The sequence below is a fragment of the Cutibacterium sp. KB22876 genome (genome assembly GCF_059728865.1).
In genome coordinates, this window is sequence record NZ_AP040858.1 from 2313039 (window position 1) to 2326657 (window position 13619).

Annotated in this window: 11 protein-coding genes and 1 pseudogene; 4 read left to right on the forward strand and 8 right to left on the reverse strand. The window is 61.4% G+C overall.

Annotated features, from left to right (window positions below; genetic code table 11):
- Position 1: 1 nt before the first annotated feature.
- From pyrH to AC6I1W_RS10545, 4 genes are all read right to left on the reverse strand, one after another.
- A complete protein-coding gene (pyrH, locus tag AC6I1W_RS10530) occupies positions 2-718 on the reverse strand; it encodes a UMP kinase (protein ID WP_036975349.1) in 717 nt (238 codons plus the stop codon).
- Positions 719-951: 233 nt separating this feature from the next.
- The gene (gene tsf, locus AC6I1W_RS10535) at positions 952-1764 is read right to left on the reverse strand and encodes a translation elongation factor Ts (RefSeq protein ID WP_016665750.1); all 813 of its coding nucleotides are present in this window, start codon (positions 1762-1764) and stop codon (positions 952-954) included.
- A 35-nt stretch (positions 1765-1799) separates the two neighbouring features.
- Positions 1800-2648 (reverse strand): 30S ribosomal protein S2, encoded by an 849-nt coding sequence (gene rpsB, locus AC6I1W_RS10540; RefSeq protein ID WP_065673467.1) that lies wholly within the window; start codon positions 2646-2648, stop codon positions 1800-1802.
- A 326-nt stretch (positions 2649-2974) separates the two neighbouring features.
- Positions 2975-6295: an endo-beta-N-acetylglucosaminidase gene (locus AC6I1W_RS10545; RefSeq protein ID WP_065673466.1), complete on the reverse strand. Its 3321-nt coding sequence runs from the start codon at positions 6293-6295 to the stop codon at positions 2975-2977.
- Positions 6296-6622: 327 nt separating this feature from the next.
- Between AC6I1W_RS10545 and AC6I1W_RS10550 the strand changes: the two genes are divergently transcribed.
- Positions 6623-7558 (forward strand): tyrosine recombinase XerC, encoded by a 936-nt coding sequence (locus AC6I1W_RS10550; protein ID WP_065673465.1) that lies wholly within the window; start codon positions 6623-6625, stop codon positions 7556-7558.
- On the opposite strand, the pseudogene AC6I1W_RS10555 reads toward AC6I1W_RS10550, so the two are convergent.
- A pseudogene (locus tag AC6I1W_RS10555) lies at positions 7520-8271 on the reverse strand (peptidoglycan DD-metalloendopeptidase family protein). The gene AC6I1W_RS10550 and the pseudogene AC6I1W_RS10555 overlap by 39 nt on opposite strands.
- A gap of 151 nt (positions 8272-8422) precedes the next feature.
- Between AC6I1W_RS10555 and AC6I1W_RS10560 the strand changes: the two are divergent.
- Positions 8423-9505 carry a lactonase family protein gene (locus AC6I1W_RS10560; RefSeq protein WP_221267966.1) on the forward strand — a complete coding sequence of 361 codons (1083 nt, stop codon included), beginning with the start codon at positions 8423-8425 and terminating at the stop codon, positions 9503-9505.
- Between the two features lie 66 nt (positions 9506-9571).
- On the forward strand, positions 9572-10174 hold the full coding sequence (gene def / locus AC6I1W_RS10565; protein WP_270236693.1) for a peptide deformylase: 603 nt from the start codon (positions 9572-9574) through the stop codon (positions 10172-10174).
- On the opposite strand, the gene AC6I1W_RS10570 is transcribed toward def, so the two are convergent.
- The gene (locus tag AC6I1W_RS10570; protein WP_117188561.1) at positions 10158-10997 is read right to left on the reverse strand and encodes a TrmH family RNA methyltransferase; all 840 of its coding nucleotides are present in this window, start codon (positions 10995-10997) and stop codon (positions 10158-10160) included. The genes def and AC6I1W_RS10570 overlap by 17 nt on opposite strands.
- A 32-nt stretch (positions 10998-11029) precedes the next feature.
- Between AC6I1W_RS10570 and AC6I1W_RS10575 the strand changes: the two genes are divergently transcribed.
- Complete coding sequence (locus AC6I1W_RS10575; protein WP_065673462.1) at positions 11030-12016, forward strand: bile acid:sodium symporter family protein; 987 nt, start codon at positions 11030-11032, stop codon at positions 12014-12016.
- Positions 12017-12020: 4 nt separating this feature from the next.
- Here the strand turns inward: AC6I1W_RS10575 and AC6I1W_RS10580 are convergent, their stop codons facing one another.
- Together AC6I1W_RS10580 and AC6I1W_RS10585 are read right to left on the reverse strand one after the other, a co-directional pair.
- The gene (locus AC6I1W_RS10580) at positions 12021-13157 is read right to left on the reverse strand and encodes an MFS transporter (RefSeq protein WP_270236695.1); all 1137 of its coding nucleotides are present in this window, start codon (positions 13155-13157) and stop codon (positions 12021-12023) included.
- Entirely contained in the window at positions 13154-13495 is a 342-nt protein-coding gene (locus tag AC6I1W_RS10585) for an ArsR/SmtB family transcription factor (RefSeq protein WP_065673460.1), read from the reverse strand. Before AC6I1W_RS10585 ends, AC6I1W_RS10580 begins: the two co-directional genes overlap by 4 nt.
- Positions 13496-13619: the final 124 nt, after the last annotated feature.

A 13619-nucleotide genomic window follows, 5' to 3' on the forward strand; every position in this document is an offset into this window, starting at 1 on the left:
TTCAGCGATGGACGGTGGTGCCGATCTCCTCACCATTGATGACACGGGCGATGTTGCCCGGGGTCTCGAGGTTGAAGAAGACCATCGTCAGATCGTTGTCCCTGGCCATGGCGACGGCGGTGGCGTCGGCGACCTTGAGGTCACGTGACAGGAATTCGTCGTAGGTCAGTTCATCGAACTTGTGGGCGTTCGGGTTAGTCTTGGGATCGCTGTCATAGACGCCGTCCACTCCCTGTTTGCCCATGAGTAGGGCATCCGCGCCGATCTCGAGGGCTCGCTGCGCAGCAACGGTGTCGGTCGAGAAGTACGGCATCCCGGACCCAGCGCCGAAGATGACAACTCGTCCCTTCTCCATGTGACGCTCGGCCTTGCGGGGAATGTACGGTTCGGCGACCTGGCCCATGGTGATGGCGGTCTGGACGCGGGTGTCGACTCCAGCCTTCTCACAGAAATCCTGAAGGGCGAGGCAGTTCATGACAGTGCCAAGCATGCCCATGTAATCGGCGCGATCACGCTGCATGCCGCGTTGCTGAAGCTCAGCTCCACGGAAGAAGTTCCCACCTCCGACGACGACGGCCACCTGGACGCCGCTGTTGGCGATATCGGCGATCTCGCGGGCCTTGGCGGCCACGACATCGGCGTCGACACCGATTCCTCCCCCTCCGAAAACCTCTCCGGACAATTTGAGAAGAACTCGGTTGTAGCGCTCTGGCATCATCTCTCCTGGTCGGCGGACATTGACGCGGGATGCGTCACTTCAGCTTAGCCCGAGGATGGCTACCGCCGCAGTTCACCGTGGTCTCGACCGGCATTCACTACCGGGGGGATCCCGTCATGGGTGGCCCGGGACCTCTGAACTCCAGCGAACCCTCGAGTCTGGGAACGACGAACGGCCCCACCACGTGGTGGGGCCGTTCGTGTCAGCCATCCCCGGTTCGTGCCGGGAAGGAGTCACTCTCCAGCGGAGAAGCGCACGAAGCGCTTGATGGTGACGTCAGCGGCCTCAAGGGTCTGGGCGACGGACTTCTTGTCGTCGGAGATGGCCGGCTGGTCGAGCAGGCAGTTCTCCTTGTAGAAGCCGTTGAGACGACCTTCGACGATGCGGTCGATGATCTTCTCGGGCTTGCCCTCCTCGCGGGCGATGTCGCCGGCGACAGTGCGCTCGTGCTCGACGACGTCGGCGGGGACCTCGTCACGGGACAGCCAGCGCGGGTTCATGGCGGCGATCTGCAGGCAGACGCCGTGCACGGCCTCCTTGTCGCCACCCTCGTACTCGACCATCACGCCGACCTGCGGGGGCAGGTCCTGGGAACGACGGTGAAGGTAGACGTGAGCGTTGCCGTCGACGTGGGCGGCGTTGGCGAGCTCGATCTTCTCACCGATCTTGGCGGCGAGCTCAGCGAGCTTGTCGGCGACGGTGGTGCCGTCGGCCAGGGTGGCGGCGTTGGCGGCGTCCTTGGAGTCGGCTCCAGCCTTATCGACGGCCTCGGCAATCTCCTTGGCAGTGGCGATGAACTCCTCGTTCTTGGCGACGAAGTCGGTCTCGGAACCGATGTGCACCAGGGAAGTACCGGCAGCGGCGACCAGGCCGTTGCTGGCCTCGCGGTCGGAACGCTTGGCGGCCTTGGCAGCGCCGGAGACGCGCAGAATGTCAACGGCCTTGTCGAAGTCGCCGTCGGCCTCCGTGAGTGCCTTCTTGGCGTCCATCATGCCGGCGCCGGTGGCGTCGCGCAGCTTCTTGACCTCAGCAGCAGTGATAGCCATGGGTAATCTCAGTCCTGTCTAGACGTGGGCGAACTTCAGTTGGACTTCTCGGCCTCGTCGGCCTTGGGGGCGTCGGCCTTCGGCTCCTCGGCCTCAGTCTTGTTCTCAGCCTTGGCGTCTCCACCCTGGAGGAGCTCACGCTCCCAGTCAGGCATGGGCTCAGCCTCGGCAGCCTGGTCACCGGACTTGCCGGAGGAGCGAGCCATGAGGCCCTCGGCGACGGCGTCGGCGATGATGCGGGTCAGCAGGGACACCGAACGGATGGCGTCGTCATTGCCCGGGATCGGGTAGTCGACCTCGTCCGGGTCGCAGTTCGTGTCGAGGATGGCGACAACCGGGATCTTGAGCTTGCGAGCCTCGTCAATGGCGAGGTGCTCCTTCTTGGTGTCGACAACCCAGATGGCCTGAGGAGTCTTCGGCATGTCGCGGATGCCACCGAGGTCCTTGGCCAGCTTGTCCTTCTCACGGGAGAGCATGAGCAGCTCCTTCTTCGTGAGACCGGAGCCAGAGACCTTGTCGAAGTCCATGGCCTCAAGCTCCTTGAGTCGGGCGATGCGCTTCGAGATGGTCTGGAAGTTGGTGAGCATTCCGCCGAGCCAACGCTGGTTGACGTAGGGCATGCCAACGCGGCTGGCCTGCTCGACGATGGACTCCTGAGCCTGCTTCTTGGTGCCGACGAAGAGAATCTGGCCCCCCTTGGCGACAGTCTCCTTGACGAAGGCGTAAGCCTTGTCGATGTAGGCCAGCGACTGGTGCAGGTCGATGATGTAGATGCCGTTGCGCTCGGTGAAGATGAAACGCTTCATCTTCGGGTTCCAGCGACGGGTCTGGTGTCCGAAGTGAACGCCGCTCTCGAGGAGCTGGCGAGTGGTGACGACGGCCATGACCGTGTCCTTCCTCATCAGGGCACACCATGGGTGTGCCAAACGGTTGTGCGGCGACGCGGGATTGCGTCACCTCCTGATGCATCACCGCTCGCCCGCCTGCCGTGGCAGGACCGTGGGCGTCCGGTGTCGATGACGTCGATGCATGCGAAGTCAGCCCGAAAGCGTCCGGACTGCGTGTCTAGTGTATGACGCTGATCGAAGATTGGGCCAATTCATGACAGCGGACTGTGTGCGACCAATGGTGTTGGGCGACGACACCGCCGACGCCGTCATCCAACACCGCCATCACCCCTGCCGCTACGCGGACAGCAGGGCGCCCGCCGTCAGAAGCCGGTGTGGGGCATCATGCTGGGGCGTTCCTTCCGCATGGTTTCATGCCACTGCGAATGTGATGTCACGACCGGCGAGCGACCCGTACCTGTTGTGTTTGTGTTTGGGTTTGTGTCTGGAATGCGCGGGACAGTAACGATTGAAGTATTCGACGTCTCACCAGACGCGCCTGTTGACTTAGGTGCCGTAGACGACGTAGATGGGGCGGCAACGGTCTCCACGACGACCTCCTCGCTAGCACTATTTCCGTACACATCGGTCGCCTCGACGACAATTCTCTGTGTTCCAGTAGCTGTCGGGCTGCCCGATAACGTCCCACTGAGAGGCGTCAGTCCATCACCGGACATGTCACTACGCCACAACAGTCCATCGGGTAAAGACCCACGGGTCCGCCATGACAACGGCGCTGCTGCGCTTACCGTCATGGTGACCGGGTCGATCTCATGCCCCGCCGTGACTTTCTGGGTGCCCTTGCCCCTGACTGTGAACGATGGCTTGATGGTCGGTATCACTAGACCGTAACCCTTGATCATGAACCTCTGAACTGTTGTGTTCCCGGCATAATCGGTGACAGTCGTCACGAGAGTTCCGTCGGCTGCTGGAAAACGGTGAAAAGCTGTCGGATCGTCAGTGGTAGGACTGGCACCCCAGCCTCCGCGCACCGAACCTCCACGACGAATCTTGGTGATCAGCGAGGACGTACCGTCCATTCCCTGCCATGCCACGTCAAGCTGGTACCAGTCGGGCGAGGTGAGATTGCGCATGTGAAACCCGGAATGATCCTCGCCAATGACGATGTCGTTGAGGGTCACCGGGGCAGCCCACGAATCGTGGGTCCGCCCCCTATACGACAGCCCTTGGTCTTTATCCGAGCTGATCGTCAGGTCGTAGGGATATCCCTCGCGCACAGACACCGGCACCGTGGCTGACCCCGTGGAGCAGGGAACTGTCAGGCCATATGGCTGATTGTCAATGTCGCCAGGGGCGATATCAACGAGGCTGACGTGGATACGGCATGTCCCGGCAAGGCCCTTCGGGTCCCACGACACATCGAGATTGCCCGGAGTGGCCGCCTCCGTGAGCAGTTTCGAGGCCGTGGGAGATTCAGCCACCTTGATATGACGTGGCTGGGTCGAGTAATCAAAGACGGCCTTCGTAGGCTTCGAGACCTGACCGTCGTGACCGACAGCACGCACCGCAAAAGTCACCCTTCCCCTAGCGTCGGGAACTTTCTTGACATAGGCTAGATCGGTATATCCCGATGTCAGGTGGACAGTCTTGCCATCGGATCCAGTAGCGTCCACCACATACTCGGAGACGTCGTCGAAGGGTGCGGTCTGCCACGACAAGACGGCCTGCCCGTCGTCGTACACCTTGTCTAGTTTTACCCGACTGGGAGCCTCGGGCGCCTTGGCACCGTCACGTACCGATATCGAGCCGATGTTCATCTGGTAGTGAGACGAGGGGTCAAACTGAAGACCGATGGTGGTGATAGTTCGCCCTGCGAACCGCCCTAGGTCAAGGGTGGAGGTAGTCCACTGCCCACGGGCAGCACTCTGAGGCACCGCGAGGTTGATGACCTGCCCGGGGTGATCAGCGAAGACGAGGGCAACCTTCATGGCCCCTCCACTCGCCGAACTCTTGCGGAAAGTGAGTGGCATCGTAGTGTTGCCGCCCACCGTCAGGCGAGTTTTGAACAGCTTCAATGTCGTTTGCCGACTCATGTCACCGTGGACGACGAGGGATGAGCCCCCTCTCCATCCCCCGATTTGTTGGTAGGGGGTCTTCATCGAGACGCCGTCGACGCTTTTACGCTGTTCGGTCGGGCCGTAGTCGAAATCAACCGATGGTCGGGAACCTTTGGTGTCAATCCACCACTGCCAACTCGGCAGGATGGACTGGGCATCCATGTTGGTCCATGAGCGCGAGTTGGAGACCTCGCCATCGTGGTACCACTGCATGCCGTGACCGGTATTGAAATCAGTGTGGAAGCGTGACCCCGAAATGACCGACCTGGCCGGAGTGAAGTCGGCCACCCCAACCCATGATGAGGAGTCCTTGACGCCAACCTCAGGCCGGGAATTCCCTGGGTGTGACCCGGTGTCCTGCGGGTTAGATGTAACTCCCGAAAAGTACATCCTTTCACGTTCAGAAACCATCCATTGATAGGAATCCTGCTGGAACAGCGGAATGGACTTACTGACATTCTTGGGTTTAACATCGTCCGCCAGTCCCCGCTGGTACATATCGCTCGGGGTAAAGAGAGCAACCGACGCCTTCGGACTGTGATCCTCAACAGATTTGTAGAGACTCGGAAGCCGGGAGGCCGACGGGTGTTTCCCGTCGAACCGAGCCTGATTAGCTTCGACTCCGAAGAAGAGTGATTTGTGCGGATCATATCCACTGGCCCTGGCAGCGACAACCGACTGGTCCTGAGAGCCTGGCCACGTGTAGTTTAGGAACACTGAATCCATGATCTTGCCATGATCAAGCAAGTTGGATTTCGATGTCGAGAAGCTACCCGAAGAATTCGTGTACCACTGTGTGTAGAGACCTTTGGACGTCAGGTAGCTCATGAAAGGCTTGAATCGAGGATCTCGAAGGTTACCTTCTTCCTCATTGAGGAAGTACCCATCGAAACCGAAGTAACGTGCCATTTCGACCAGCTTCTCGGCAATAATGTATCCCTCAGAATTCGGATCTTTATCAAAGGCCTCAGCAAACGTGAGACCGGGACGAAAAGCCGGGTCAAAGTAGATCGTGCCGATGGATTTAACACCATTGCGATGGGCAGCGTTAGTGTAGGCGGCATTCGGGATGTCGACAATACCGAACTCGAAGTTGCGGGTGCGCCAATCACTGGTGGCGGGATCATACAACGCTTCAGGAGTGCGGGCTGTCGCAGAGCCATGCCAAGGACTCCAGTAGTCCACGTACTGCCAGAAATTAAGGACATTGTTCGCAAATCCATCATTATCCCGGAAATTCCCGAAAAATGAGTTGCCGTAGTCGCCCTGCATAAGCATAACCTCGGCCTTACCGTCAAGGTTGCGGCGAATCTGAGTGCCAGGGTCGCGGGCGATGCGCGACTGCAGCGGAACCTGAGCTCGCAGATAGGAGGCGTATGGGTCAGTCTGGGGACTCCAGGTACGGATGTCTTGCAGACGATGACCGGCATTGCGGGGCTGAGCCGACGCTAACACTCGATCCCCGACAGGGGCGACGCTGTCGTCAGCCTGCGCAGTCAACCCGCAGCCGACAATCCCTCCGAGTCCAACGATGACAGCCAGACCAGTAATAAGTAGTCGCTTCATAGTGGTCCTTTCAGCGGTGAAAGTAACACTACGCTAAACCGGATTAGTATATGGCGTCAAGGCCACGCCATAACTCGAGTAACATGCCAGCCAACTATCTCCGACACCTCACCGTGCACACTGGCACAGCTGATTCTTGATCCGACCCGCGCCGCGGCGTACCGATCCGTCACGTCATGGCTCTCCTGCCTCTATCCGACTGTTCGATATCTCTCTCCAACCGTCCGATATCGCGAGCAATATGACCGTCATACATCTGCTCAATCCTCAATCACCTCCGCGTGTCTACCTCGTCATCCCGACAGTGACAGGCCACAGTGGGAATCGATGAATCCCCGCCCTGACTCCCCGCGCCTTCCGAGTGCGCTCTCGGTGCCCATCGAGGACTTCTCCGATCATCTCGCAACCCTGCATCGCTCCCCCAACACCATTCGTGGCTACCGGGCTGACCTCACCGACCTCATGGAGCACGTGCACGACCACGGTGTCAACTCGATCGGACACATCGATACGGCCCGCGTGCGAGCCTGGCTGGCCGACACCCGGCTGGCTGGCGCAACGGCGGCCACCATGCAGCGCCGCTGGTCAGCGGCGCGGGTCTTCTTCCGATGGGCATCCAACGAGGGGCTCATCGACGGAGACCCGACGACCGCCCTGTCCTCGGCCAAGGCTCCGAAACGTCTGCCGACCACCCTCGGCGTCGAGCAGGCACGCCACATCCTTGACGATGCGGTTGCCGAGGCGCACAGCGATGAGTCACCGCAGGGTGCCCGTGATGCCGCCATCCTGGAAGTGCTCTACGGAGGCGGCCTGCGCGTCGGTGAGCTGTGTGGTCTGGACCTGGGTGACGTCGACCGCTCTCGCCAGACGGTGCGAGTGACCGGCAAGGGAAACAAGCAACGCACCGTGCCGATGGGAGGGCCCGCGCTGCGCGCTGTCGACGAATGGCTGGGGCGTCGTCAGGAATGGGTCTGCCCCACCTCTGGAAGGGCACTCTTCCTCGGCACCCGTGGTGGTCGGATCGACCAACGAGTGGTGAGACGCATCGTTCACACCCATCTGCGAGCCGAGCCGGATTCCCCCGACCTGGGACCCCACGGACTGCGTCACGCCATGGCGACGCACCTTCTGGAGGGCGGAGCTGATCTACGAACTGTCCAAGACATACTGGGCCATGAATCACTGGCCACCACTCAGATCTACACACACGTATCCACCGAGAGACTACGGACGGCTTTTCGTCAGGCTCACCCCAGGGCGTGACCCCTTCGGGTCACGGCCCGAGCCACCTGGTCGTCGACGAGGATCACCCCATCACGACCGGCTCCCAGCCATGGCGGCATCAACGTACCGGCAGACCTCATACGAGGTTTCGCGCCGGGAAGCTCCAAGGGCTGGCGAAGGTCCCGTCTGACCGACACCACCCGAGCTCGCCCCTGCATTGGCAGGAGACGTACCTCGGTGTCCAACAGGGTCATCGGATTCTGATACTCAGTTCCTTTCTTGAGTCCCCAGTGCAGACAAGTCCGGGAACATGGTGGTCCCACGCCCACTAGCCCAATGACCTGACCGGGAATGACGACGTCACCGACCGCCACGACAGGAACCACCGGCATGTGGGTGGTCCGCCGTCCGTCGGGCAACATGATGCTGACCGCCCCGGTGCCGGCGACTTGTCCGGCGAAGACGACGACCCCAGCGGTGACGGTCCTCACCGGCTCCCCCGGCGATGCCGAGAACTCCACCCCACGGCTGCCGGGCAACCACGGCTTGGCCGGAGGATCGAACCCCTTGATGACGGGACCGGGCACGGGAGGACGCCTCCCGGCCGGCACGCCACGATCACCTGTCGGTCGTGCTCGCCACGACAGAGCTTCCGCGGACGGAGCCGCAACGCTGCGCGTAGGGGCAGGCAAAACCAACAGACATGTCCCGATGACGATGATCAACACACTGATACAGACAGATTTCCTCACATCTTCAGTTGTCGTCCGAGCCCTCGACATCCGCCATCATCTTTCTGGCCTGTGGACAACCACACGACATTGGATGTCATTGCTTGTGGACAACCCCACGTCCTGCGTCATGTGGCCTTGTGGAAGGCTCATCGTGAGTAGGCTGCCAATCATGGCCCTCACCCCAGTTCTTGCCTGCCATCGCACCACCGATGTCTCAGTCGGAGGTATCACCGCATGGCAGCTGACCGATGATTCCGACGGGCTCCACACCGAGATCGTCGGCAGCTGCCAGCTCGGGGACGCGTCCTGGGTGACGCCGCTGTACAACGTGGTCGCCGTGCTCTGCGAACGTGACAGCACCCTGTGGCTCGTCCATCCCGGACGCCAGTTCCAGGTTGTCGGAACCGTCGAGCTGGAAGGCCAATCGCCCTGCCACGGTGCCGTCGATCCCACCGGTCGACTCATGGCGATCGCCGACTACGCCTCCGGTCAGGTTGAGTTCGTGGATCTGTCGGACCTAACCCGGCCGACGGTTCGTCACGTCCTGGATCTGGGCCAGGACCGCGCCTTCCCCGGCCCGCTGCCTGACCGTCAGGAAGGGCCTCACGCCCACCAGGTGACCTGGTTGGATCGCGCTCACCTCGCCGTCACCGACCTGGGGGCCGACCGTGTCTGTTTCCTGCGCTGGAGCGAGGCTGGTCCTGAGATCATCGGTTCTCTCAAGACCCCTGCCGGTATGGGCCCTCGTCACCTCACCCTCACCGAGGACGGCCGCAAGCAGATCCTGACCGTCGCCGGAGAATTGTCCGGAACGGTCAGCACTTGGTCACGGCCCACCGGACACGACATGTGGGCTCGGGATTGGCGATTCGTCACCGAGACGCCGTCATCGCGCTGGTCAAAGGTCCCTTCTCGGGGAGGTTATCCCTCCCAAGCACCTGCCCAGCCGTCTGCAATCGTGTCCTCCCCGGATGGCCAACACTTCGTCGCCAACCGTCTGGTGGGAAGTGTCGGGGTGTTGGAAGGCCGGTTCGGACGACTCGAACTGGTCGACGAATTCGACGGCACCGGGGCCAATCCGCGTGACATCACCGTGACCACGCAGGGCGGCACCCGAGTCTGGGCCGCACTGCCGGAAGAGGGCCACATCGCGATTCATTGCCGCGACGACCAGACCGGCGAGTGGCAGGTCGAGACCACCATCGACCAACCCGGGGTCATGCGGGTGCTCGTCGGCCCAACCATCGGGTGATCACGGGCACCTGCCCACTCGTGAGACAATCACCCCCGGACATTCATCAACCTCAGGAGATCAGCCATGCGCAAGCACACCCCCAATGACGACCCCCGTTGGGAGGATCTGTTCAAAGGTGGGTCCCTGCGCCGGGTCACCCGGTGGGGGGAGCCTGTTCTCCACGCCCAGACCCACCCCGTCACCGAGTTCAACGAGGACCTGACGACCCTCATTCGTGACATGTTCACCACCATGGACGCCGCCGACGGTGTGGGTCTGGCCGCAACCCAGGTGGGGGTTGACCTGTCTCTGTTCGTCTACATCTGCCCGGACGCCGACAACATCGTCCACCATGGTGCCTTCTGCAACCCGGTCGTCACCCTGCCGGAGGGACGCGATCGCCGCCTCGAGGCGGCTGACGAAGGCTGCCTCTCTTGGCCCGGCGGATTCCAGTCCCTGGCCCGCCCCGACCTGGCCACCTGCACGGGCCAGGATCCCTGGGGCAACGACATCACCGTCACCGGAACCGGTTTCTTCGCCCGCTGTCTGCAGCACGAGACCGACCACTGCAACGGAGTCGTCTTCGGGGACCGGCTCTCCAAGCGTTCACGTCGCAAGCTCGACGAGCAGCACGACAAGGTGGCCCATCTCTACCCCGACGACTGGCCGCTCACCCCGAAGGGCTGATTCGTGAGGGCGTGACGTCCCGCAACTCGTAGCAGGCCACCGCTGCAGCTGCTGCGACGTTGAGGGAGTCCACTCCTCCGGCCATCGGGATGCGCACCACGACGTCGGCCTGACTGATCCAGTGGGACGACAGACCCGCCCCCTCAGTGCCCATGAGCAGGGCAACCTTCCGTGGGTTGGCTCGCAGGTCCGCGGAGAACTCGTCCAGGGTGACCGAGTCGTCACTCAGGGCCATTGCCGCCACCGTGAAGCCATGGTTTCGCAGCTCGTCGAGACCACCTGACCAGTCCTCGAGCCTGGCCCAGGGCAGCTGGAAGACGGTTCCCATCGACGTCTTGATGGCTCGACGGTAGAGCGGATCGGCAGCGCGGGGGGCCAACAGGACACCGTCCCACCCGATGCCTGCGACACACCGGATGATCGCGCCGACATTGGTGTGGTCCACGATGTCCTCGCACACCACCAGTCGGCGAGCATCCGTGAGATCGGCGGCGCTCCAGCGGGTCTGTCGACACATCGACGCCAGAGCACCACGGTGGACGTGGAACCCGGTCACCTGCTCGGCCAGGGCTTCGGAGACGACGTAGACCTCGACGTCAAGGTCGTCGAAGAGATCGCGCAGACCGTCGATCCAGCGAGGAGCCAGCAGGAATGATCTGGGCGGGTACCCCGCCTCACAAGCGCGCCGGATGACCTTGGCCCCCTCCGCGATGAAGAGCCCATGCTCAGCCTCCAAGGACTTTCGCAAGTTGACGTCGCGCAAGCTGACGTAGTCGGCCAGGCGCGAGTCGGCCGGATCGTCGATGTCTATGAACGTTGCCACCGCTCCAACCTACCGGTGGCTATCGTGGGCAGGTGAGTTCCGCCAAGCCACGCCGCAAGCTGCCCATCGACGGATTCGTCATCGCCATCGTCGTGACGGCCATCATTGGGTCGATCTTTCCTGCCACGGGGCCGGCTGTACCCGTCGTCGATCACGGCGTCACTGTCCTTATTTTTATCCTGTTCTTCCTCTATGGTGCCCGGCTGGAACCCCGCGAAACTCTCGACGGTCTCAAGAATTGGAAATTACAGGGAGCGATCCTGGTCTCTACCTTCGTCGTCTTTCCGCTCGTCGGACTGGCAATGCACGGCCTAGTGCCTTGGGCGATACCCAAAACCCTGTACGTCGGAATGTTGTGGATTTGCCTGGTGCCCTCGACGGTGCAGTCGTCGATCAACTTCACCTCAATCGCCCACGGCAACGTCGCGGGGGCCATCGTTGCAGCAACCACATCGAATCTCTTGGGGACCTTCCTCACCCCCGTCCTGGCCCTCCTCATGATGTCGACGAGCGGCGGGCTGACGATTCAGGCGTCAAGCTTTCTTGATGTCATCATTCAATTGCTGCTGCCGTTTGTGTTGGGCCAGCTGTCACGTCGGTGGACCGCAGATTTCGTCACAAGGCACCGTAAGCCACTCAAATTTGTCGATCAGGGGTCAATCATCCTCGTCGTCTATTCGGCATTTTCAGAAGGTATGCGCGAGCACATGTGGTCCTTGGTGTCACCGGCATCGATGATCGTCCTGACCCTCATATGCCTGGTCCTGTTGTTCTTCATGCTGTGGTTGACCTGGGCAGGAGCCGGATGGCTCGGCTTCGACCGTGACGACCGCATCGCCATACAGTTTTGCGGCACCAAGAAATCGCTGGCCACCGGCCTACCGATGGCGACGGTGCTGTTCGCGGGACAGCCGGTCGGTCTCATCGTGCTGCCTCTCATGATCTTCCACCTGGCCCAGCTCATCGCTTGCGGGGTGCTGGCGGGACGCTATGCCCGCCAGCGGGAAACCACACAATGACGCGTCATGTCGACATCCGAATTCGCACAAGCTGAAGCAGGAACGCAACAATGACCGGGATTGCGGCGACATGTGCCAGGCTTTCACCGACGAATCCTTGGTCAACCAGGGCCGCGCCAGCCATCGATCCAATCGCCGATCCCAAATAATTTGCCGACGCGTTTGCGGCAACGGCTGTCGTGCCATCATGGGGATTGTCCACCATAAGGGTGTGCTGCTGAGGGGCGAGTGACGCCCACCCCAGCATCCCCCAGCACAAAATGCTCATGGCCACAACGATGACCGATGGGTTCCAGGCCAGTATCAGGAATGCGAGTAAGAGCAATGCGGTGATCAAGGCCGTCACGACAGTCGAACGTTGTGCCGCGTCAACCACACGACCTACAAACAATGCACCTATGGCACCACCTATCCCCCACACCCATATCAGCCATACATGGGCCGAACTCAGGCCCAGGCCGTCAAGCAGAGGTATGAAATAGGTGTACAGCCCCAGTGAAGCGATCCCGGTACATAGAGTCACCAGCATGGTAACCACGTTTGACGCCTTGCCGAGAGTCGCAAAGCGTGCACCCGCAGAGGGGGTTTCCACATTCGCTATCCGGCCACGACCAAGCAGACCTATTCCCAGCATCGCGCATAGCCCGACCCCGACGATGAGGCCAAAGGTCCACCTCCACGAGGCCCAGTCGGCCACCATCAGCCCGAGCGGAACCCCAAACACAGTGCCGCATGCCAAACCCGCAAGGATCAAGGACAACGCGCGTCCCCTCCGGTCAGCCGAAACGCTGTGTGCGGCCACCGCCGACGACAGTGGAGAGTAAACACCGGCCGCAGCACCTGCAAGAAGCCGCGACGCGATAAAAATTGCAACTGTCGTCGCCAATGCGGAGATGATGTTCGATGCTACGAAGAGGGACAGCGCTAGAAGGAGTGACCGAGCGGCCCGCCTGCCAGCAACACCTGCAAGAACAGGCCCAGATATCGCGTAGGCAGCTGTGAAGGCCGCAACACCCAGCCCGACCGTGCCCGAACTGCTGCCGAGATCCGATGCGATCTTGGGCAACATGCCTGCAATGACATAAGCATCGAGACCGAGGGCGACGGTTCCCACAAAATAAGGCCACAACCTGCCGATCACGAGGCTGAGTCCTCACGGGAGACGTCGGCCGCCAAGCCGGCAAGGACCGAGTCGAGTAAACCCGGAAAACGGTCGTTGAGGTCTCGGGCGCGCAGCGAAATCAGGCAGGACCTGCCTTGAGAGCGGGTAAAGGTGATCCCGTTCTCCCGAAGGATACGGGTGTGATACGTCAAGGTTGAGCGCGGCAGATCATCCGCCAAGTCAAGGCTGTCTGCCTCCTCGACCAGCGACAGGCGGCGCACCATCTCAAGACGAATCGGATCACTCAACGCATAGAGAACCCGCGGAAGGAGAATCTCCGACGCGTCAGGATGGACATATGTTCGAGACGGGGACATGGGACTCCTCAACACGGATACGACAACTGTGCATGTTTTCTTGCACGATAATCATGCAAGAAAACATGCACAGTGTCAATGGCCCCCATCGTCGTAGCGTGCCGCGTATCGGCGCCCCGTCCGT